15 protein-coding genes are annotated in these 22,665 nt (G+C 52.3%); 12 read left to right on the forward strand and 3 right to left on the reverse strand.

Annotation, left to right across the window (positions count from 1 at the left end):
- Positions 1-162: 162 nt before the first annotated feature.
- Together ACO0LC_RS07905 and ACO0LC_RS07910 are read left to right on the forward strand one after the other, a co-directional pair.
- On the forward strand, positions 163-1,713 hold the full coding sequence (locus tag ACO0LC_RS07905) for a tryptophan halogenase family protein (protein WP_423002093.1): 1,551 nt from the start codon (positions 163-165) through the stop codon (positions 1,711-1,713).
- Between the two features lie 113 nt (positions 1,714-1,826).
- Positions 1,827-2,849 (forward strand): LacI family DNA-binding transcriptional regulator, encoded by a 1,023-nt coding sequence (locus ACO0LC_RS07910; protein ID WP_423002094.1) that lies wholly within the window; start codon positions 1,827-1,829, stop codon positions 2,847-2,849.
- Positions 2,850-2,988: 139 nt separating this feature from the next.
- On the opposite strand, the gene ACO0LC_RS07915 is transcribed toward ACO0LC_RS07910, so the two are convergent.
- A complete protein-coding gene (locus ACO0LC_RS07915) occupies positions 2,989-3,237 on the reverse strand; it encodes a hypothetical protein (RefSeq protein WP_423002095.1) in 249 nt (82 codons plus the stop codon).
- Between the two features lie 312 nt (positions 3,238-3,549).
- Between ACO0LC_RS07915 and ACO0LC_RS07920 the strand changes: the two genes are divergently transcribed.
- The 10 genes from ACO0LC_RS07920 to ACO0LC_RS07965 all read left to right on the forward strand — a co-directional run bounded on the left by ACO0LC_RS07920 (position 3,550) and on the right by ACO0LC_RS07965 (position 20,627).
- Positions 3,550-4,887: an MdtA/MuxA family multidrug efflux RND transporter periplasmic adaptor subunit gene (locus ACO0LC_RS07920; RefSeq protein ID WP_423002096.1), complete on the forward strand. Its 1,338-nt coding sequence runs from the start codon at positions 3,550-3,552 to the stop codon at positions 4,885-4,887.
- A 30-nt stretch (positions 4,888-4,917) separates the two neighbouring features.
- The gene (locus ACO0LC_RS07925) at positions 4,918-8,022 is read left to right on the forward strand and encodes an MdtB/MuxB family multidrug efflux RND transporter permease subunit (protein WP_423002146.1); all 3,105 of its coding nucleotides are present in this window, start codon (positions 4,918-4,920) and stop codon (positions 8,020-8,022) included.
- Positions 8,023-8,026: 4 nt separating this feature from the next.
- Positions 8,027-11,140: a multidrug efflux RND transporter permease subunit gene (locus ACO0LC_RS07930; RefSeq protein ID WP_423002097.1), complete on the forward strand. Its 3,114-nt coding sequence runs from the start codon at positions 8,027-8,029 to the stop codon at positions 11,138-11,140.
- A gap of 8 nt (positions 11,141-11,148) precedes the next feature.
- On the forward strand, positions 11,149-12,603 hold the full coding sequence (locus tag ACO0LC_RS07935) for an efflux transporter outer membrane subunit (protein ID WP_423002098.1): 1,455 nt from the start codon (positions 11,149-11,151) through the stop codon (positions 12,601-12,603).
- A gap of 473 nt (positions 12,604-13,076) precedes the next feature.
- Positions 13,077-13,709 (forward strand): TetR/AcrR family transcriptional regulator, encoded by a 633-nt coding sequence (locus ACO0LC_RS07940; RefSeq protein ID WP_423002099.1) that lies wholly within the window; start codon positions 13,077-13,079, stop codon positions 13,707-13,709.
- Positions 13,710-13,851: 142 nt separating this feature from the next.
- Positions 13,852-15,033: an efflux RND transporter periplasmic adaptor subunit gene (locus ACO0LC_RS07945; protein WP_423002100.1), complete on the forward strand. Its 1,182-nt coding sequence runs from the start codon at positions 13,852-13,854 to the stop codon at positions 15,031-15,033.
- 2 nt (positions 15,034-15,035) lie between these two features.
- The gene (locus ACO0LC_RS07950; RefSeq protein WP_423002101.1) at positions 15,036-18,236 is read left to right on the forward strand and encodes an efflux RND transporter permease subunit; all 3,201 of its coding nucleotides are present in this window, start codon (positions 15,036-15,038) and stop codon (positions 18,234-18,236) included.
- Positions 18,237-18,276: 40 nt separating this feature from the next.
- Complete coding sequence (locus ACO0LC_RS07955) at positions 18,277-18,927, forward strand: protein-L-isoaspartate O-methyltransferase family protein (protein WP_423002102.1); 651 nt, start codon at positions 18,277-18,279, stop codon at positions 18,925-18,927.
- Positions 18,928-18,954: 27 nt separating this feature from the next.
- Complete coding sequence (locus ACO0LC_RS07960; protein ID WP_423002103.1) at positions 18,955-19,278, forward strand: rhodanese-like domain-containing protein; 324 nt, start codon at positions 18,955-18,957, stop codon at positions 19,276-19,278.
- A 23-nt stretch (positions 19,279-19,301) separates the two neighbouring features.
- Entirely contained in the window at positions 19,302-20,627 is a 1,326-nt protein-coding gene (locus ACO0LC_RS07965) for a TolC family outer membrane protein (RefSeq protein WP_423002104.1), read from the forward strand.
- Positions 20,628-20,718: 91 nt separating this feature from the next.
- Here ACO0LC_RS07965 and ACO0LC_RS07970 read toward each other — a convergent pair whose 3' ends face one another.
- Entirely contained in the window at positions 20,719-21,576 is an 858-nt protein-coding gene (locus tag ACO0LC_RS07970; RefSeq protein ID WP_423002105.1) for a metal-dependent hydrolase, read from the reverse strand.
- Positions 21,577-21,668: 92 nt separating this feature from the next.
- Positions 21,669-22,526, reverse strand: a complete 858-nt coding sequence (locus ACO0LC_RS07975) for a helix-turn-helix domain-containing protein (RefSeq protein ID WP_423002106.1) — start codon at positions 22,524-22,526, stop codon at positions 21,669-21,671.
- Between the last annotated feature and the right edge of the window lie 139 nt (positions 22,527-22,665).

Raw genomic sequence — 22,665 nt, forward strand, 5'->3', positions numbered from 1 at the left:
AGAACTTGATTTCCATGTCAAACATAAAATGATAACGTTTTCAAGAATGTTGTAATATGTAAGCGAGCAGTAAATATGAGATGCAACAGTCCTTGCTTGAGTGAATTTTTTCTCAATGATTATCACCAGAGCAGGGCATCTTGACTAAGGGGAGCATGCGTTATGAAAGCTGTCAAAAGTATCCTGATCGTCGGTGGCGGTACGGCCGGCTGGCTGAGTGCCTGTTTCCTGGCGAAACACCTGTCTTCGACCAGGGCCGGGACAGGCATAGAGATCCGTCTGGTCGAATCAAAAGACATAGGCATTATTGGCGTGGGTGAAGGTAGCTTTCCTTCCATACGCGGTACTTTGGCCGCAATCGGCATAGATGAGGCCCGGTTTGTCAAAGCCTGCAATGCCACATTCAAGCAAGGCATACGCTTTGATCACTGGGTTCGTCCCGCGGGTAGTGCTGGTGCAGATCATTACTTTCATCCCTTTAGTCATCCCAGTCAGCGTGGTCCGGAATTGCTGCCATATTGGTTGCAAGGTCTGGCAGAGTGCGAAGGGCGGCAGCCAGGTTTCGCTGATGCAGTGACCATGCAAAAGTGCATTGCTGATGCCTCACGCGCGCCCAAGAGATTTGTTGATAAGGATTTTCTGGGGCCTATGAATTATGCCTATCATTTCGATGCGGGCCGTCTTGCCGCCCTGCTGGCTGAGCATGGGCAATCGCTGGGCGTAAAACAGGTATTGGCGACGGTAGAGCATGTGCAACTCGACGGGCAGGGGGCTATTGCTGCAGTACATACCCGTGATGGCCAGGCGCTGGCGGCAGATTTGTTCATAGACTGCACCGGCTTTAGTGCCAGCCTGATAGGCAAGGTCTTGGGGTCGCCTTTCAAATCCCTCAACGATGTGTTGTTTGTCGACCGTGCCGTGGCTTTGCAAGTGCCCTATGCAAGGCCGGATGCAGCCATACCCTCATACACCATATCCAGCGCACAAGAGGCTGGCTGGATATGGGATATTGGTTTGCAGCAAAGGCGCGGCATAGGCTATGTTTATTCGAGTCGCCACACTGACGACGCCGGGGCTGAGCAAGTCTTGCGCAAATACATCGGTCCCGCAGCAGATGAGATGACACCCAGATTACTGAAGCTCAATGTGGGTTACCGTGAAACCCAGTGGATCAAGAATTGCGTGGCCATAGGTTTGTCAGGTGGTTTCATAGAGCCATTGGAATCTTCCGGCATAGGCTTGATAGAAACGGCCACTTATTTGCTGACCTATCTGTTCCCTTTCAATGGCGAGTTTGAGGCAGTTGCCAGGCAGTTCAATCAGCATATGAAAGCGCGTTATGAGCGTATCGTTGATTTTGTCAAAATGCATTTCTGTCTTAGCCAGAGAACAGACTCGGCATTCTGGCGCGATAACCGCGAGCTTGCTTCCATACCTGAAAGTCTGCAAGAAAAGCTGAAGATGTGGAGCTGCCGCCCGCCGCACCGCATGGATTTTATCGCCGATCTGGAAATGTATCCGCCATCCAGCTGGCAATTTGTTTTATATGGGATGGAGTTTCAAACCGATATGGCGAACAATCACTTTAACTATCCACAAGCGCAAGATGCCAGGCAGGAATTCCAGATGATAGCGCAAATGGCACAGCGCGCCCTGGCAGACCTGCCGGACCACAGGCTGCTGGTAGAGCACTTGTGCAAGACGGCACGCTAGTCCCATCTGTATGATAGCGGGCTGACTTAGTACGCGTGCACAAAAATTCATGGTATGCTGATTGTGAAAAGCTTTTCATTAAATTGTGAATACTCGTACCAGGAAGGCATGGCGTGGTTGAAAGAACGAAAAGAAAAAATGAACCTGTAACCTTGCTGGATGTGGCTCGTGAAGCTGGCGTATCGCCCAGTACTGTGTCGCGTATCTTGAATGGTACGGCCAAAGTCTCTGACGATAAACGCAAGGCTGTGGAAACTGCCATTGCTGATATGAAATTTGAGCCAAATCAGCTGGCACAAGGCCTTAAAAGTGGTCGTTCCATGACCATAGGCATTGTGGTGCAGGATATTGCCAGTCCGTTTTTTGATGAAACATTGCATGGTGTCGATGATGGCCTGAAGGGTACTGGTTATGCCTCGGTCATCGTCAGCGGGCACTGGAATGCCGAGGAAGAGGCGGCCCGCATCAAGCTTTTACTGGCACGCAAGGTGGATGGCATTATTCTTTTGTCGGGTCGTATCGCTGATAAAAAAGTGCTTGAATTTGCCCTGGATAAACCTATTGTTGCTACTGGCCGCAGTTTGCATAGCAAAACCGCGATAGGCTATAAGCTGGATAATGTCCACGGCGCTTACCTGGCGACCAGGCACTTGATAGAACTGGGTCACAGGCGTATTGCCTTTGTCACTGGGCCAGCAAATAATACCGATGCCAGTGAGCGTCAGGAAGGTTATCAGCGCGCCTTGCGGGAAGCCAATATCCCTTTCGAAAAAAACCTGATAGCTGAAGGTAATTTTCATGAGGCCAGTGGTTTGCTGGCAATTAACCGTTTGCTGGAAACCCAGCAGCAATTCAGTGCGGTTTTTGCCGCGAATGACTTGTCTGCTTACGGCGTCAGGCTGGGCTTATACCGCAAAGGGATACGCGTGCCGGAAGATATATCCCTGATAGGTTTTGATGATTTACCCAGTTCCCTGTATACCACGCCACCATTGACGACCATACATCAACCCCTGTATGACATGGGCTTACTCGCTACCAAAACCTTGCTGGGCTTGATTGGCGGCACTGCGGTGGATGCTGTATTGCCGGGGCTGGAATTGATCGCCAGGGAAACTACCAGGCGCATGCGCTGAGTTTATATTTATAAGTATTGCGCTCAGGAAAAGAATGCAGGTCACTCATGCACTACCTCCGCATTGATCCTATCTACCCTGCTCTTGAGAGCTTTCGCCATGGGAGGGCGCTGAACCTGCTTTTGAAGAGCGCATCAACTCATGAGTTTTCATGATCTTGCTTGAAAAGCTTGTTCGCTTCATCTAAATGTTTTATCAGTACGTGAGAAATAATATTCACGCCTGCACCTCCAAGTATGGCAGGTAGCAGGTAGAGTGCTGGCGAACCTTCAGAAACGAATGTCGTATCCTCAGCGAGTGACGATGCCAGTTTCGCGGCAGTAGCGACTGCCCGCAAAAAATAAACGTCTAATCCTTCAATGCCCGTCAGGGAAAACCTAAATATCAAGGCAGTCTTCTGTGAAATAGGCTTTTAGACAAGAGCACGCTGTATAGCCTGAATGGCAACACAAAAGACGCTAGCGTCATAAGCAGAACTTGATTTCAGAGGATAAAGTGCCGCAGGCTAAGTAACGTAGTCTTTCCTTTAAGTAACGAATTGAATTTCACGTTGTACAGGCTCGAACTTTCCAGATAGTATGGTTTTGATAAAACGGCTATTGGTTTGTACTTATAGTATTTCCTCAGGGTTTTCTGTAGAGCGCATGGATACAAACTGATTTGCTACTCGCTTTAGAACTGACAGTGTGAAGGCAGGAAGATGACATCAAAAATCGTCAATTGGAAATCGGCTGCTGCCATATTGGTAGTAGGTGCAGTAGCGGCAGGTGGCTGGTGGTATTCCCATCGCACGGATGCCGGCGCACCAGCAGATGCAGGCAATGCCCCCTCTGGGAAACGAGGTGGCGGACGTGATGGCGGCAATAAGGCACAGCCAGTATCCGTCGTGCCTGCGCAAAAGCGTGACATACGCATGATCGTCACGGCGATAGGTAATATCGCTGCCGCCAATACAGCTGTGGTACGCACCAAGGCTGATGGTGAACTCAAAGCGATTTATTTCAAGGAAGGCCAGGCTGTGCAAGCCGGGCAGTTGCTGGCGCAGATAGACCCCAAGTCTTTCCAGATTGCCTTGTCACTAGCACAGGGCACGCTGGCGCGTGACCAGGCGCAGTTAAAAAATGCCGAACTCGATTACCAGCGTTACAAAGACCTGGTCGAAAAGCAGGCAGCCCCAAAACAGCAAATGGATACGCAAGAGGCGCTGGTGCAGCAACTGCACGGCACCATCTTATCCGACCAGGCCTCAGTAGATAATGCCAAACTGCAGTTGAGTTATACCCGCGTAACCGCTCCCATCTCTGGCCTGGCTGGTTTGAAGCAGGCTGACCTGGGCAATATTGTGCATAGCTCGGACACCAATGGCCTGGTATCAATCACGCAAACCCAGCCGGTTGCCATCGTATTTGCCATCCCCGATGTACGCCTCGATAAATTGCGCCAGCAAATGAAGAATGATGTGCCTTTGCGGGTAGAAGCATGGGACAGGGAGCAAAAAAATGTCCTGGCAGAAGGCAGTGTCGCCAATACTGACAACAGCATAGATTTGACGACTGGCACGATCAAGGTCAAGGCCCTGTTCCCCAACAAGGACAACGGTCTGTTCCCCAACCAGTTTGTCAATGTGCGCTTGCAACTCGATACCATGAAAGACGCGCTGGCAGTGCCTGCTGCATCAGTACAGCGCGGCACGGTAGGCAATTTTGTGTATGTCGTCGGTGAAGGCGGTGTAGTGACGCTGAAGCCAGTCACCATACTGGCCACCGATGGCGACTGGGTGGCCGTCAAGGCGGAACTCAGGCCGGGTGACCAGTTGGTGACCGATGGCGCAGACCGTTTGCGCGATGGCGGCAAGGTGGAAGTCATTGCAGCGTCGGCCAGACCAGGCGGCGGTGATGAGCCGCGTGGTGGCGGTGGCAAACGACGTAAAGGAGGCGGTGCTTCTGCTTCAGGGGCTGCGTCGGCATCGGTGCCTGCTTCAGCTCCAGCAGCGGCATCAGCTCCCGCCTCAGCCTCCACAGCAGAAACCAGGAAATAAGGGCACTTAGCTCATCACATCATGGCTACCCTGAACCCCTCACGTCTGTTTATTGAAAGACCGGTCGCAACTTCGCTGATGATGCTGGCGATTTTGCTGGCTGGTTTGCTGGCTTACCGCCTATTACCTATCGCGGCCTTGCCTGAAGTTGATTACCCCACCATACAGGTGACCACGCTTTATCCCGGTGCCAGCCCGGATGTCATGACCTCGTCGGTCACGGCGCCGCTGGAACGCCAGTTTGGACAAATGCCGGGCCTGGCACAAATGTCATCGACCAGTTCTGGTGGTGCCTCTGTGATCACCCTGCGGTTCGAGTTGAGTCTGTCACTCGATGTAGCCGAGCAAGAAGTGCAGGCCGCCATCAATGCAGGCAGTAATCTGTTGCCCAGTGATTTGCCGATGCCGCCGGTATATAGCAAGGTCAACCCTGCTGATGCGCCGGTATTGACGATCGCGGTCTCATCGACAACCCTGCCAGTCATACGCATACATGATCTGGTCGAGAGCCGTCTGGCACAAAAGATTTCGCAGGTACGTGGCGTCGGCCTGGTCAGTATTGCCGGTGGGCGCAGGCCTGCTGTCAGGATACAGGCCAACCCCACGGCACTGGCTAATCTTGGTCTGTCGCTGGATGATTTACGCACTGCCATAGGCAGCGCCAATGTCAACCAGGCCAAGGGCAGTTTTGATGGCCCCCTGCGCGCGTCGACGATCGATGCCAATGACCAGATGAAAAGCGCGGCTGAATATGCCAACCTGATCTTCGCCTACAAAAATGGCAACCCCATCCGTCTGCGTGATGTTGCCACCATGGTCGATGATGCTGAGAACATGCGCCTGGCAGCCTGGGCCGACAAGGCCCCGGCTGTTATTCTCAATGTACAGCGTCAGCCTGGCGCGAATGTGATACAGACGGTAGACCGCGTGAAGGCCTTGCTGCCCAGCTTGCAGGCTGCCATGCCGGGCTCTGTCGATGTGCGGGTACTGAGCGACAGAACCACCACCATACGCGCCTCTGTCGATGATGTACAAATAGAATTGCTGCTGGCCATAGGCCTGGTGGTTTTCGTGATCTTTGTTTTCTTGCGCAGTGTGCCTGCCACCATCATCCCCAGTGTTGCCGTACCCTTGTCATTGATAGGTACATTTGGTGTCATGTACATGGTAGGTTTTTCGCTGAATAACCTGACGCTGATGGCACTGGTGATATCAACGGGCTTTGTGGTTGATGATGCGATTGTCATGATAGAAAACATCGCCCGGTATGTCGAAGAAGGCGAATCGCCAATGGCAGCAGCCCTGAAGGGATCGCAGCAAATCGGCTTCACCATCATTTCCCTCACCGTTTCGCTGATTGCGGTATTAATACCACTGCTGTTCATGGGCGACGTGGTGGGCCGCCTGTTTCATGAATTTGCGATTACCCTGGCTGTCTCGATATTGATTTCTGCCTTCGTGTCCCTGACCCTGACACCAATGATGTGCGCCCGTCTTTTGCATCATGAAAAAGAAGAAGACTTTGGCCCGGTCAAGCGTGCCGTGGGCCGCATGTTTGACCAGACCATTGCAGGCTATGGCCGCATGCTGACCTGGGTGTTGGACAGGCAAAAAACCACCATGCTGGTGTTTGTGGCGACACTGGCTCTGACTGGCTTGCTGTACATCTTTGTCCCCAAGGGTTTCTTTCCTGTCCAGGATACTGGTCAGATACAGGCCATTACCGAGTCAGCGCAATCCACTTCGTTTGCCGCCATGGCAGAACACCAGCAAGAGCTGGCCAGCGTAATTTTGACGGACCCGGCGGTGGAAAGCGTATCTTCTTTCATCGGTGTGGATGGTGCAAACGCTACCCTGAATGCAGGCCGCATGCTGATCGTGCTGAAGCCCCTGAATGTACGCGTGATATCGGCTACCCAGATCGCCAGACGCCTGGGTGAGCGGACGCGCAAGGTGCCAGGCATCGCCATTTATATGCAGGCTGTGCAGGACCTGACCATAGAAGACAGGATAGCCAAGACGCAGTACCAGTTCATGCTGAGTTCACCTGATATTGCTGAACTATCGCGCTCGACTACTGCGCTGCTGGAACGTTTGCGCAAGCTGCCACAACTGGCCGATGTCGCCAGCGACCAGCAAGAGCTGGGCCTGCAAGCCTATGTGGATATAGACAGGGATGCCGCAGGCCGCTTTGGCGTCAGTGTCGCAGCGATAGACAACTCGCTGTACAACGCCTTTGGCCAGCGCCTGATATCGACGATTTTTACCCAAAGTAACCAGTACCGTGTGGTGCTGGAAGTGGCACCGCAATACAAAGTGGGGATGGATGCGCTGAATAACCTGTATGTACCGGGCACAAATGGCGTACAGGTGCCGCTGTCTTCCGTCGCCAGAGTAGTGGAAAGGATAGCGCCACTGGCAGTCAACCATGCAGCGCAATTCCCTGCTGCGACGATTTCCTTCAACCTCGCCCAGGGTGCGGCACTGGGCGATGCAGTCAATGCGATAAAGGCAGAAGAAGCAGCCCTGCATTTACCCGTCAGCGTGGAAACCAGCTTCCAGGGGGCTGCACTGGCATTCCAGGCGTCCCTGTCCAGCACCCTGTTGCTGATACTGGCTGCGATAGTCACCATGTATATCGTGTTGGGTGTTTTGTATGAAAGCTATATACATCCGTTGACGATACTTTCTACCTTGCCCTCAGCTGGCCTGGGAGCCTTGATGGCCTTGCTGGCATTCAGGCTGGACCTGGGTATCATCGCCATCATCGGTATTGTGCTGCTGATCGGTATCGTCAAGAAGAACGCCATCATGATGATCGATTTTGCCCTGTATGCGCAGCGTGAAGAAGGCTTGAACCCGCGTGAAGCTATCCACAAGGCGTGCCTGTTGCGCTTCCGCCCCATCCTGATGACCACCATGGCGGCCTTGCTCGGTGCGCTGCCACTGATGCTGGGTTCGGGCGTGGGCAGTGAATTGCGTCACCCTCTGGGCGTGGTCATGGTCGGTGGCCTGATTGTCAGCCAGTTGCTAACCCTGTTCACGACGCCAGTGATTTATCTTGGCTTCACGGCGCTGGCCAGCAGGTTTGCCCGCAAGCCAGGTTCAGAAACTGCAAGAGAAACTGCGGCGTGAGCAGATGAATCTTTCCCGCCCCTTCATAGAACGCCCGGTTGGCACTGCACTCATTACCCTGGGTGTGGCGCTGGCGGGCATCATCGCCTATTTCTTGCTGCCGATTGCGCCATTGCCGCAGGTTGAGTTTCCTACCATCTCCGTCAACGCCTCATTGCCGGGTGCCAGCCCGGATACTATGGCAGCCACCGTTGCTACACCGCTGGAACGTGCACTGGGCAGCATTGCCGGTGTCAATGAAATCACATCATCTTCGTCACTGGGAAGTTCGCGCATTACCCTGCAATTTGATATGAGCCGGGATATTGATGGCGCAGCACGGGATGTGCAGGCTGGCATCAATGCCGCGCGCGCCATGCTGCCGTCCGGCATGCCCAGTAACCCGACTTATCGCAAAGTCAATCCTGCTGATGCGCCGGTGATGATTATCGCGCTGACATCCAAGACGCTGACACGCGGCCAGATGTATGACGCTGCCTCCACCGTGCTGGCACAACGCCTGTCCCAGGTCGATGGCATAGGCCAGGTCACCATAGGTGGTGGTGCATTACCTGCGGTGCGCATAGAGGTGGATCCCAACAAGCTGGCAGCGAATGGTATTTCTCTGGAAAATGTACGCGCCACGGTCGTTGCCAGCAATGCCAACCGTCCCAAGGGTTCGGTCGAAGACCAGCAGCATTACTGGCAACTCAGCGCCAATGACCAGTCTTATAAAGCTGAGCAATATGCGCCGCTGATCATCAGCTATGCCAATGGTGCCGCACTGCGCCTGCGCGACGTGGCTGAAGTGGTCGATAGCGTACAGGACGTGCGCAATTACGGTATGGCAAATGGCACGCCTGCAATCCTGCTGATACTGAACAAGGCACCTGGTGCCAACATCATCAAGACGGTAGACACTATCCGCGCCCTGTTACCACAATTGCGCGCTTCGATTGCACCGGCCATCGATGTGAATGTGGTCATGGACAGGACACCAACCATACGTGCCTCCATTAAGGAAGTGCAGCGTACACTGGCCATAGCCTTTGGTCTGGTGATCGTGGTGGTCTTCGCTTTCTTGCGCAATTTCCGCGCTGCCTTGTTGCCCGCAGTGGCAGTACCGGTTTCACTGGCTGGCACTTTCGGCGTCATGTATTTGCTAGGCTACAGCATAGATAATCTCTCGCTCATGGCGATGACAGTGGCTACCGGCTTTGTGGTAGATGATGCGATCGTCGTGCTGGAAAATATTTCGCGGCATATAGAGCGCGGCAAGACACCGATGGAAGCTGCATTGCAGGGGGCGCGAGAAATTGGTTTTACAGTCGTTTCTATCAGCCTGTCATTGATTGCCGCCTTTATCCCCATCCTGGCGATGGGTGGCATAGTCGGGCGCTTGTTCCGTGAGTTTGCGGTGGTGCTGTCGGTGTCTATCCTGGTATCCATGCTGGTATCGCTGACCACCACGCCCATGATGGCAGCAGCCCTGTTGCGGCCCGTGGAAAAAGCCAAGGCACCGGGTAAATTCTCACGTGCGCTTTCACGCTTCCAGCGTGGCATGATGCGTGGTTATCGCCGCAGCCTGCGCTGGACCTTACGTCATCAGCCATTGACGTTACTGGTGCTGGCTGGCGTGATTGCGCTGAATGTATCGCTGTACATCACGATCTCCAAAGGATTTTTCCCGCAGCAGGATACCGGCTTGATGATGGGTGGCGTACAGGCCGACCAGGCCAGTTCTTTCACCTCCATGCAGGAAAAACTGAATGCCTTCAGCAAGATAGTGCTGGCCGACCCTGCGGTGGCCAATGCAACAGGCTTTACCGGCGGTGGCCAGCGCAATAGCGCCAACATGTTCATCTCACTCAAACCCAGGACTGAGCGTGAAGAGAGTGTAGATCAGGTTATCAACCGCCTGCGCGGCAAGCTCGCACATCTGCCGGGGGCCAATCTTTTTTTGTCACCGGTACAGGATATCCGCATCGGTGGTCGTCAAAGTAACGCCGCCTGGCAATACGCCTTGCAGGCCGATGATCTGGTAGATTTGCGCACCTGGGAACCACGCATACGCAAGGCCTTGGCGCAATTGCCTGAACTGGCTGATCTGAACAGTGACCAGCAAGACAAGGGCATACAGACTTCGCTGGTGATAGACCGCGATGCCGTGGCCAGACTGGGTTTGACCGTCAGCGCCATCGACAGCACACTCAATGATGCCTTTGGACAGCGCCAGATCGGTGTCATCTATAACCCGCTGAATCAATATCGTGTCGTAATGGAACTGGCACCTGCCTATCTGCAAAGCCCCGAGAGTTTGAAGAGCCTGTATGTCACCACCTCCAAGGGTGTGCGCATACCCCTGGCCAGCGTGGCAAAGGTCGAGACCACCAATACGCCTCTGGCTGTCAATCACCAGAGCGGCTCGCCAGCCAGCACCATCAGCTTCAACCTGGCACCGGATGTCGCCTTGTCACAGGCGGTGGATGCGATTAACGACACCATCAGCAAACTGGGTGTACCGATATCCGTGCATGGCAGCTTCCAGGGTACGGCACAGGCTTTCCAGTCGTCCCTGAGCAGCCAGCCGCTGCTGGTGTTGGCCGCCATTATCACCATCTACCTGGTGCTGGGCATGCTGTATGAAAGCCTGATTCATCCACTGACCATACTCTCAACTCTTCCCTCGGCAGGCATCGGTGCCTTGCTGGCGCTGATGTTGTTCAACACTGATTTTTCCATCATTGCCCTGATCGGTGTGGTGCTGCTGATAGGCATCGTCAAGAAGAACGCCATCATGATGATCGATTTTGCGATTTCTGCGCAACATGCAGCCAACAGCCGGGGCAGCAGCGTGACTGCTGGCGCGGCAATTTACCGCGCCAGCCTGCTGCGCCTGCGTCCTATCCTGATGACTACCCTGGCGGCGATATTTGGTGCCGTGCCACTGGCACTCGGTACGGGTGATGGTGCAGAATTGCGCCAGCCACTGGGCATAGCCATCGTCGGCGGCCTGTTGTTGAGCCAGTTGCTGACTCTGTATACCACGCCTGTCGTCTTTGTCTGCATGGACAGATTACGTCGCAAGAAAAAACCAGTAAAAGCAATAGCGAGCGCAGGCGCTTTGGATATTGCATGAGAGTGATTATGAAAAAAAATATTGACTTGCGCCCCGCATTTGTAACAAGTTCCTCTTTTCCGCGCCTATCTGCATTGACTTTGGTCTTGCTGCTATCAGCCTGCGCACAGACCAAGACACCTCCGCCGGCTACAGCCCCGCTGACCGCAGAATTCAAGGAAGCCAGTTATTGGAAATCAGCGCATGCTACACGCGCCGCTGCTGAAGCTGCAGTGTCAGAATCCTGGTGGGAAATGTTCAATGACCCTGTGCTCAATGAACTGCAACAAAAGCTATTGCTGGGTAATGAAAACCTGAAATCAGCCGCCGCCCAGATCGCCAATGCCAAGGCTGTGCTCAAAGCCAGCCAGTCTGCATTGTGGCCCACAGTGTCACTGAATGCGGGCGGCACGCGCAGCGGTAACCCTGGTTCAGGCCAGAATGGCCGTACTACCAGCAATAGTTATTCGCTCGCTGTCGATACTTCTTGGGAAATTGATTTATGGGGCAGGTTGTCAAAAGCCACCGATGTAGCCAACGCCAGCTTGCAAGCCAGCCGTGATGACTATGACGCGGCGCGCCTGTCTGCCCATGCAACGCTGGCACAAAGCTATTTCGCCATGCGCGTGGCCGAGGCCCAGCAAGCCATATTGCAAAGGACCACCACCTCCAATCAGCGCAGCCTGGAATTGACCGAGGCCAGGTACAAGGCTGGTGTCGCAGGTCAGAGCGATGTCTTGCAAGCCAAAATACAAGTAACAACCGGTCAGGTGCAATTGAAAGACGCTGTGGCACAAAGGGCGCAACTCGAACATGCGATTGCCGTGCTGCTGGGCGTAACACCAGCAGCACTCAATATCAGCAATACCGCCACCTTGCCAGCAGCGCCAGCCGTGCCAGTGCTGATCCCGGCGACCTTGCTGGAACGTCGGCCTGATATTGCAGCGGCTGAACGCAAGCTGGTAGCCGCTTATGCCCAGATAGGCGTCAAGGATGCCGCCTTCTTCCCTGACATCAGCTTGTCGGCCAATGCGGGTTACCGCAGTTCTTCCCTGAGTAAGTTAATCGATGCGCCTAACCTGGTCTGGTCGCTGGGGCCATCCCTGTTGCTCTCTATTTTTGATGGGGGGGCACGTCAGTTAGCCAGTGACCAGGCACGTGCAGCGGCAGATATCGCCGCCTCTGCTTATCGCCAGACGGTACTGACCTCATTGCAGGAAGTGGAAGACAATCTGGTCGTGCTGGAACAACTGGATGCAGAACTGCAATTGCAGACAGAAGCCTTGCAGGCAGCCCAGCGCAATCTTGAAATCACGCAAGAACAATACAAGGCTGGTACCGTCAGTTACCTGAATGTAGTCACATCACAGAACGCTGCCTTGTCCAGTGAATCCAATTTGCTGTCGATACGCAACCGTCAGCTTGCAGCAACAAATATCTTGTTGAAAAATATCGGCGGACGCTGGCAAAAACAGCCAGCTTGAAATGAAACAGCAAATGTCAGGCGCATGAGTTGTAATTGTCTGCGCTTGCATTGCTTTCTACTTCCTGGCCTGAGCTAAGGCACTCTCACTGTGAAAATCCCATTTCCCGGATAACTGCCGCATTCCGTATGCGCGCAAGTCAAACACAGCCTGTTCCAGAATTACCTTGTTTGGACGCCTCAATTTTGCATTCTGTCGCATTGTGATTGTGACAGATGCTGCTGCTTGGCAAAATTTGCGCAAGTTCACAGAGCGGGTAGCGAATCAGGTTTGCGTGCTGAATTGATTTGTTGCTTGCAGAGTAATTTTGGTAGATGGTTTTTTCATGAAAGCTGATATAAAAGGCAATTTATTCTTCAAGTAATGTCAACTTGATACATGCTTTAGTGCTGCTCGCCTAGTTTGTCTTGACGCTGATCTGAGCGCGGACTATATTACTGACTCAAAAGTAAGTTAATTGAGTTGTTATTATTATGTCATGCCCTTTCAAGCCCAAGTGGGAGCGCCGCAAGGATGCTCGTCCGCAAGAATTACTTGCTGCAGCCCTCGATTTATTTGTAGAGCGCGGCTTTGCTGCGACACGCCTGGACGATGTGGCGCGTGCGGCTGGTGTTTCCAAGGGGACTTTATACCTGTATTTCTGCAGCAAGGAAGAATTGTTCAAGGCGGTGGTCAGGGAAAGCATAGTGCCCCTGTTAGGCGAAGCAGAGGGGGTAATAGAACAGTTTGAAGGCAATAGTGAAGAATTATTTCGCCTGGTCATGGGGACCTGGTGGAACAGCATAGGCAATACCAAGTTGTCAGGCTTGCCCAAGCTGATGATGGCAGAAGCAGGTAATTTCCCTGAACTGGCCAGGTTCTATCAGGAAGAGGTCATTAACCGTGGTGAAAACCTGGTCATGACCATGCTCAAGCGCGGTATGGCACGTGGTGAAATACGCAGCGTGGATGTAGAAATTGATGCCAGGATACTGATTGCCCCCATGATCATGATGATGATATGGAAGCATTCTCAAGGCGTTTGCAATGTCGACCCGGATAAGCTCGATACCTACCTGGAGCATTATATAGAGTTGGCCTTGCATAGTTTGTTGTTGAAAAAGTAGTTCAGTGGTTTGAATGCGAAATAGCATGTCTTGCTTGACCCTGACATAGTGTCAGGCTTTAAAGTCAGGGTTTCTTATGACCTGGACAGTTTATCGACCGTCTTCTCTCAGGTCCTGAAACAATTACTTTTGGAAAACAAGCATGTTAAAACGCAAGACTTTCTGGATCATCGCTGTGGTGCTGCTATTAGCCGCAGGCATGATCCTGGTGAGGAAAAAATCACAAGGTAATGTAGTGCAAACACCGGCAACTGCCAGCGCTGCGGGCATGCAGACGGCGCCAGCAGTACTGGAGTTTTTACCTGCGGACATCATCGAAGTCAGCAATTCCGAAGTCAGGAAATTACTGGCCTTGTCTGGAGCATTGCGCGCCATCAACCAGGCTGCCGTCAAAGCCAGGGTGGCCGGGGATATTACAGAAGTTCTGGTGCGTGAAGGCGAAGCCGTGCAAGCTGGCCAGGTCTTGATAAAGATGGATACTAGTGATTACCTGGCCAGGCAAGAACAAGCCAGGGGTGCTTTGGCAGCAGCACAAGGGCAGCTGGAAATTGCCCGCCTGGCGCGCGACAATAACCGGGCTTTATTGGATAAAAGTTTTATCTCAAAAAATGCCTTTGACAATACCAACAATCAATATGCCATCGCGCTGGCTAATGTAGACAGCGCCAAAGGCGCGCTGGCCGTGGCCCAAAAGGCATTGGCGGACACCGTCATACGTGCGCCTATCTCAGGCATGATCAGCAATCGCATGGTGCAGCCTGGGGAAAAAATTTCCCCAGATAACCGCCTGCTGGATGTCGTTGATTTACGCCTGCTGGAAATGGAAGCACCGGTACCAACGCAAGATATTGCCAGCATCAAAATTGGCCAGGCCGTGCAACTAAAAATAGAAGGTGTGTCATCGGCTGTCGATGGCAAGGTAGTGCGCATCAACCCGGCCACGACTGCTGGCTCACGCTCCATCATGGCCTATGTGCAAGTCGCCAATCCCGATACCGTTTTGCGTGCAGGCATGTTTGGCGAGGCGCAACTGGTCGTCGATAAAAAATCAGAAGTCCTGACCGTGCCAGAAACAGCGATACAGTATGAAGCTGAACAGGCTTTCGTGTATGCGATAGAAAACAATGTCTTGCAACAAAAGCCGGTGAAACTGGGTCTGCGTGGTGAAAGCCAGGGCAGGCCCGTGGTAGAGGTATTGTCTGGCCTGGCACCGCAAGCAAAGATAGTCAAAGCCAATCTGGGCCGTCTGCGTGCAGGTGTGGCTGTGAAGCTGATTATCACGACAACGACGACAACCACGACAACCACGACAGGCAAGGTGTAATCATGTGGTTCACACGTATCAGCATAGGCAACCCGGTGCTGGCAACCATGATGATGGTGGCTTTTGTGGTCTTGGGTTTGTTCTCTTACAAGCGTTTGCGGGTAGACCAGTTCCCCGATATTACTTTCCCGGTCGTGGTGATTCAGACTGACTATCCCGGTGCCGCACCTGAGACCATAGAGTCAGATATTACCCGCAAGGTTGAAGAAACCGTCAACACCATCAACGGCATCAGCGCCCTGACTTCTCGTTCTTACGAAGGCACCTCTGTCGTTATCCTGGAATTTGATTTGACGGTTGATCCCGCACAGGCAGCGCAGGATGTACGCGAAAAAGTGGCGCTCATCAAGGCTGGCTTCCGCAAGGAAGTCAAAGAGCCGCGGGTGACGCGTTATGACCCGTCTGACAAACCTATCTTCTCGGTCTCGGTAACGAATGACGAGAAGATCAAGAAACGTGATTTCCGTGAGTTGACCACTATAGGTGACCAACTGGTCAAGAAGCGCCTGGAAAATGTACGCGGTGTCGGTTCTGTGACCCTGGTCGGTGGCGTCAAACGCGAGATCAAGATTTACCTCAAGCCGGGTGAAATGGAAGCCTTGGGCCTGGGCGTGGATCAAGTCATCAATGCCTTGCGCAATGAAAACCAGGAATTGCCTACTGGTGCCATCCGTGCCCTCGATAGTGAAAAGGTTGTGCAGATACAGGGACGCATCCAGAACCCGCAAGATTTTGGTCGCATCATCGTCGCCCGCCGTGGTGGCCAGCCGGTATTGCTGTCACAGGTCGCCAGCGTAGTCGATGGTCAGGAAGAGCAGGAGAGTCTGGCCCTGTATAACGGCCAGCGTACTGTCGCTCTCGATATTTTGAAGGCGCAAGGGCAAAACACCATAGAAGTGGCAGATGGCCTGACCGAGGCTCTAAAAGCGCTGGAGCCACAATTGCAGGCGCAATATCCCGGTGTCAAAGTGCAAGTCATCAAGGATGGCTCACGTCAGATACGCGTGGGTGTAGAAAATGTTCGCCGCACCCTGATAGAAGGCGCAGCACTGACCATATTGATCGTCTTCCTGTTCCTGAACTCCTGGCGTTCTACGGTCATCACTGGCCTGACCTTGCCTGTGGCATTGATAGGTACTTTCCTGTTCATGGACATGTTTGGCTTCACCATCAATATGATCACCCTGATGGCCTTGTCGCTGTGCGTGGGTTTGCTGATTGATGATGCCATCGTGGTGCGTGAAAACATCGTGCGTCATGCTGGTATGAAGATCCATGGCAAGTTCAAGGATCATCATACAGCAGCGCTCGAAGGTACGGCAGAGATAGGTCTCGCGGTACTGGCGACAACATTCTCTATCGTGGCCGTGTTCTTGCCTGTGGGTTTCATGGGCGGCATTATCGGTCGCTTCTTCCATCAGTTTGGTATTACCGTCACTGCCGCTGTCTTGATTTCCATGTTTGTATCCTTCACGCTCGATCCTATGCTGTCATCCATCTGGCCAGACCCGGATGCACATGGCCATGCTGCGCTGGATGAGCATGGCAAGCCACGACGCAAGGGCTGGTATGCGAATAGCATAGGCCGCGTACTGGAACAATTTGAACGTGGCGTGCAATGGTTTTCGCGTGGCTATCAGGTGATGTTGCGCTGGTCCCTCAAGCACCGCATCAAGACTTTGCTGATTGCAGCACTGACTTTTTTCCTTGGCCTTGCAATACCAGGCACAGGACTGATCGGTTCAGAATTTGTACCGCAGGCCGACTATTCTGAAACGGGCGTGACCTTTTACACGCCGGTAGGTTCATCACTGGAACTGACAGAGACCAAGGTGCACCAGGTGGAGGCCGTGATCAAGGAATTTCCAGAAGTGCTCGATACCTATAGCACGGTCAATACCGGTTCGGCACAGGGCAAGAATTATGTCAGTACTTTTGTCCGCCTGGTACCACGCAAGGACAGGGCCAGGACAACCAGCCAGATGTCAGTGCCTTTGCGTAATCGCCTGAGCCAGATTGCCGGTATCACCGTCACGCATATCGGTGCGCTTGATGGCGTGGGTGGCGATAACAAGAATCTGCGTTTCAGTTTGCAGGGCAGTGACCTGAATGAATTGGGCAAATTATCTGAGCAGGTGCAGGCAAAATTACGCGCCATTCCTGGTCTGGTTGATTTGGATTCCAGCCTCAAGGCACAAAAACCAACGATCTCGGTGCAACCGCGCCGTGATATCGGGGCCGACCTGGGAGTAGGTGTGGCTCAGATAGGTGGCGCCTTGCGGCCTTTGCTCGCAGGTGAAATTGCCACCACCTGGCGCGCACCTGACGATGAAAACTATGATGTTACCGTGCGCCTGTCACCGAACGACAGGAATAATCCTGAAGACCTGTCGCGCCTGATGTTGAGCAGTACCCAGACCAATGCAGACGGTTCACCAAAAATGGTGCCTTTGCGCCAGGTGGCAGACATCAAGCCATCGACAGGTGCCAACCAGATCAATCGCCGTGACCTGAACCGCGAAGTGGAATTGTCTGCCAATGTGGTGGGCCGCTCTGCCGGTGAAGTCAGTGCTGAAGTCAAAAAAGTGCTGGATGGCATGCAATGGCAACCCGGCTACCGCTACAAAATGGGTGGTGCCACCAAGAACATGACAGAATCTTTTGGCTACGCTCTGTCGGCGCTGGCTTTGGCGGTGATTTTCATCTACATGATCCTGGCGTCGCAATTCGCCAGCTTCTTGCAGCCCATCGCCATCATGTCGGCTTTGCCCATGACCTTGATCGGTGTTTTCCTGGCCTTGATGTTCTTCCGCTCTACGCTGAATATGTTTTCCATCATCGGTTTCATCATGTTGATGGGATTAGTGACCAAAAATGCGATTTTGCTGGTAGATTTTGCTAATCAGGCAAGAAAAGAAGGTATGGACCGTATGGAAGCCTTGCTGGAAGCGGCCCATGTACGCCTGCGTCCCATCCTGATGACCACGCTGGCGATGGTGTTTGGCATGGTACCACTGGCATTTGCCCTGTCTGAAGGTTCCGAGCAGCGTGCGCCCATGGGGCAGGCTGTAATAGGGGGGATTATCACTTCATCATTGCTGACTTTGGTGGTGGTGCCAGTGATTTATACCTATCTGGATGATTTGGGTCTATGGATTACGCAAAAATGGCGCGGTAATCGTCAAACTGTCCAAGCGCTTTGATAAAATGCCGTTTCCATCAATTTCGCAATCGAGTATAGAAATGAATATCGAAAAAGCACGCTTCAACATGATAGAGCAACAAATCCGCCCCTGGAATGTGTTGAACCAGGAAGTACTGGATATGCTGATTGTGGTTAAACGCGAAGACTATTTCCCGGCGGAACAAAAAAGCCTGGCGTTTTTTGATACAGAATTACCCTTGCCGGATGGCAGCAAGGCCATGACGCCCAAGCTGGAAGCGCGTATCCTGCAAGAACTGGTTTTGAAGAAACAGGAAAATGTCTTGCTGGTTGGCGCAGGTACAGGTTATCTGGCGGCCTTGCTGGCTTACTCTGCCCGTCATGTGACCGTGCTGGAATCGTCCAAGGTCTTGCATGAATTGGCGACCAATAATTTGCACCACAATCATGTCAGCAATGTTGACGTGGTGCTGGCGGATGCCTTCAGTGATAAAAACACAGGTACTTATGATGCCATCATCATCGCCGGTGGCCTGGAAGAATTGCCTGAGCATCTGCAACAGCAATTGAATGTCGGTGGCCGTCTGCTAGCCTTCGTCGGGCAACTGCCAGCATTGACAGCGCAATTATTCACGCGCACTTCTGCAACTGCAGTGAGTAAGCAAAACCTGTTTGAAACTGTGGTGGAAGCTGCCGCAGGTGCCAAGCCTGTTTCGCATTTCAGCCTGTAATCCTGAGTAGAAAACGGAGGACATGGCATGGAAAATATTACCGCAACAGAACTGGCACAATGGCTCAACGATAGTAGTAGAAAAGCTCCGGTTTTACTCGATGTACGGGAACCTTGGGAGCATGAAACTTGTCATATCCCGGGTGTGCAATTGATGCCCATGCAGACAGTGCCAGCCCGTTTTCAAGAGCTGGAACCGGATGATGTGATTGTTTGTATCTGCCATCACGGCGGGCGCAGTATGCAGGTAGCAAATTTTTTAGAGCGTCAGGGTTTTACCCACACAATTAATCTGACTGGTGGTGTGCATGCATGGGCACAACAAGTCGATACGGGTATGCCCACTTATTAATTTACTTTTTTTCGGAGCCTTACATGCGTAATCCTATTCTTGCCACACTGCTGGCCTCTGCTTTCTTGACTTTGAATGCAAATGCGACTGATTTGCTGCAAATATACAAGGATGCTCTGGCAAATGATGCGCAGTATGCAAGTGCCCGTGCCAGCCTGACTGCAGGTCAGGAAAAACCTGTGCAAGGCCGCGCAGGTCTGTTGCCCGGTATCGCTCTGAAAGGCAGTGACACCAAGTCGAGTACCGATGCCGAAGTCGATGCGGTATCTGGTACCCGTACTTTGAAAGGCGTGACCAATACCTGGACGCTGGCTTTATCCCAACCTTTGTTCAACTGGGGTAACTGGCAGCAATATGAACAGAGCAAATTATCTTTGCTGGTCAGTGAAGCGCAGTTTGAGCAAGCCAGGCAGGATCTGATCCTGCGCGTTGCCCAGGCTTATTTTGATGTGCTGGCTGCACAAGATACGCTGGAAACCTTGCGTGCGCAAAAAAGTGCCATTTCTGAGCAACTGGCTTCTGCCAAGCGCAATTTTGAAGTAGGTACATCGACCATCACTGACACTCACGAAGCACAGGCACGTTATGATCTGGTGACAGCGCAGGAATTTGCCGGTCAGAGTGATTTGCAAGTCAAGCGTGCAGCCTTGCAGCAAATTATTGCCAAGGATGCGGGTGAACTGGCTACCCTGAAAGTCGGTGTCAAACTCAATGAACCACAGCCAGCGGTGATTGACGATTGGGTGTCTTCAGCTGAAAAGCAAAACTTTAGTGTGGTGGCTTCGCAAGTCGCTGTTGAAATCGCCAAGCGTGAAATACAAAGAAATCGTGCCGGACATTATCCAACCGTCGATCTGGTTGCCAGCACTGGTCGTACTTCCAATGCTGGTGCTACTAATCCTAATGGTGCGGGTGTCCTCAAGCCAACCACCATAGGCGTGCAATGGTCCATTCCTATCTTCTCCGGTTTTTCCGTTGACAGCCATGTCAAGGAAGCAATCGCACTGGAAGATAAGTCACGCAGTGATTATGAAAATGCCCGCCGTACCGCAGCCCAAGGCGCGCGTCAGGCATTTGTTGGCGTAAGTTCGGGTCTGGCACAAGTGAAAGCCTATGAAGCAGCAGAAATTTCCAGCCAGTCAGCACTTGATTCCAATAAGTTAGGCTACCAGGTTGGTGTGCGTATCAATATAGACGTGCTGAATGCGCAGCAACAGTTGTACACCACACGCCAGACTCTGGCGAAAGCGCGCTATGACACCATCCTGAATGGCTTGCGTTTGAAATCAGCTGCTGGCACTTTGAAAGAAGACGATCTGGGAGAAGTAAATACCTTGCTGCAGCACTAAGCTGTTGTTAAGGGCTGCATTTTTTTGTGTTTCATCACCAAAGAAAAAGCTCGCTATAGAAAAGCGAGCTTTTTCTTTGGACACATGCTTTTCAGGTTTTGGCTGGTTTACCGATTTCGCGGTACATAGTCTCTTGCTCAGCCAGCCACTGATCTGTCAGGTGAAGGTTTTCACGGTCCCAGGGCTGGAAACCAGGCTTGAAATAGGCGAGGTAATGCGGTAGCGAAAACCATAGCAAACCACGCGGGCGCAGACAATATTTGAGTGCCTGCCACCAGGTTCTTGGTTTGAATAACTGACCATCCTTGTACAGGCAATGCATGGTCTGCACCGCAGTATCAAAGCTAAACAGCATGGTCACATACAGAAACCAGGCTATACGCCGTATATAGCCACCACCTATCGCATGATAAGTGTCATAGGCCACGGATTTGTGTTCAGTTTCTTCTATCGAGTGCCAGGTCCACAAGGTTTTCAGTGGTTCTTCTGCATCCCCTATCCAGCTTGGTTCACTCAAAGTAGCGTCGGCAAAAATGGCGGTGAAATGCTCATAGGCTATGGTGATGGCGAGATTGCTCTCAACGCTGAACCTGGCTGTGGTGCGTATGCGCCAGGCCATATAGCCCTCCAGGAGGTAACTCAGGCCCTGGGCATGCAGTTGCTGATTATATTGAGCATGAATATGACGATGACTTGCTTCCTGACCGATAAATCCCCTGATTTCTTCTTTCAATTGTTCATCCTTGATCAAGGGCAGAGCAGCCTTGACGCTATCTATGAAATATTGTTCTCCGAGCGGAAAACTGAAGGACTGCGCATTGAACAAATGTGTGCGGAAGGCATCGCCACCCAGCCAGTGGCGTGAAAACCCCCGGGATAAATCTATCTTTAACTGACGTACTTGCAGTGGCTTTCGTGGACTGTCTGGGCTGTTTTTTTGCTGGCTCATATTCATCAGGTCTCTCATTAGGCAATGAAAAACAGTCTAAATAATTAGCCTTAGCTATAATTGTATCAAGCCGTCAAATTTGTACCGACTCGTCAATCGACCAATAAAAAGAGTTTATTAAAGTCTTCATCAGGGATCAGATAAATCCAGTAAGCAGGATCACGGGCACTGATTTTTTGCCTGAGCTGGGCGGGCGGGATGCCTGCCAGTTCCACGTATTCGCGGTGCATGTGGGCTTGATCGTAGTAGCCAGTATCGTGGGCGATTTGCGTCAGGTCACCCCAGGTGACATTTGGTTTAATGATATGAGGCAGGGAAAAGCCAAATCTTACTATGCGCCTGACATCACGTAAGGTCACCCCAAAATTTTCCCTGACACGTCTTTCTAGTTGCCTCTGTCCTATGCCAAAAAAGTCAGACAGTTCCAGCAGCGGGAAGAAGATTTTTTTGTGTGCTGCCAGGAATGCTGCCCCTATAGTGCTCCGTGGTCGATGATCGAGTACCTCAAGTAAAAAATCCTGAAACAAAGCCACGATGGTCGCCTTGTCATTGAGTCCATCCAGTTCCCGCAAGAATGTCTGGACACGTTCCGCATTGACCAGTTCATGGAAAGCTAGTGCATTGCCAGCAATTTCAGCAACATTGATACCCATAGCCTGTTGCAGCATACCTGGTCGAAAGCACACCGCCAGTGACAAAGTCTTGGGCTGATAGCGTACATGCACGGGTTCCATCATGGGGCCGCGCAAAAAGAAGCGCTCTGCCTGCAGTTCGCTTTGATCATCTTGTATGACCTTGCCACCACCGTGCGCAAACAGCATGATGGCAGGGCACAAAGTCGCTGGCAAAAACACTTCGCAATCATCCAGTTCCACGGTCATGATGTGCATGAGCAATGGAGATAATTTGGGGTGAGACGGAAATACCTGATAATTAATAGGAGTATGCAATTGGTTTTGGGACGACTAGGTTCTGAACTGAGGAGCTATTTTAACCAGAATTCAGCCGGTGCTTGCGATTTCCTGTAATGTATGGCCCCTGGATTTCCAATTTTGGAATTCCTCGTGTTGATATAGAATTTTTCATCAC

Origin of the sequence: Undibacterium sp. JH2W (genome assembly GCF_049340425.1) — a bacterium.
Lineage (GTDB): Bacteria > Pseudomonadota > Gammaproteobacteria > Burkholderiales > Burkholderiaceae_D > Undibacterium.

Coding starts and splice junctions, on each gene's coding strand:
- ACO0LC_RS07945 (WP_423002100.1), top strand. CDS start 13,852: ATGTTAAAACGCAAGACTTTCTGGATCATCGCTGTGGTGCTGCTATTA.
- ACO0LC_RS07940 (WP_423002099.1), top strand. CDS start 13,077: ATGTCATGCCCTTTCAAGCCCAAGTGGGAGCGCCGCAAGGATGCTCGT.
- ACO0LC_RS07960 (WP_423002103.1), top strand. CDS start 18,955: ATGGAAAATATTACCGCAACAGAACTGGCACAATGGCTCAACGATAGT.
- ACO0LC_RS07905 (WP_423002093.1), top strand. CDS start 163: ATGAAAGCTGTCAAAAGTATCCTGATCGTCGGTGGCGGTACGGCCGGC.
- ACO0LC_RS07935 (WP_423002098.1), top strand. CDS start 11,149: ATGAAAAAAAATATTGACTTGCGCCCCGCATTTGTAACAAGTTCCTCT.
- ACO0LC_RS07930 (WP_423002097.1), top strand. CDS start 8,027: ATGAATCTTTCCCGCCCCTTCATAGAACGCCCGGTTGGCACTGCACTC.
- ACO0LC_RS07970 (WP_423002105.1), bottom strand. CDS start 21,576: ATGAGCCAGCAAAAAAACAGCCCAGACAGTCCACGAAAGCCACTGCAA.
- ACO0LC_RS07950 (WP_423002101.1), top strand. CDS start 15,036: ATGTGGTTCACACGTATCAGCATAGGCAACCCGGTGCTGGCAACCATG.
- ACO0LC_RS07955 (WP_423002102.1), top strand. CDS start 18,277: ATGAATATCGAAAAAGCACGCTTCAACATGATAGAGCAACAAATCCGC.
- ACO0LC_RS07965 (WP_423002104.1), top strand. CDS start 19,302: ATGCGTAATCCTATTCTTGCCACACTGCTGGCCTCTGCTTTCTTGACT.
- ACO0LC_RS07920 (WP_423002096.1), top strand. CDS start 3,550: ATGACATCAAAAATCGTCAATTGGAAATCGGCTGCTGCCATATTGGTA.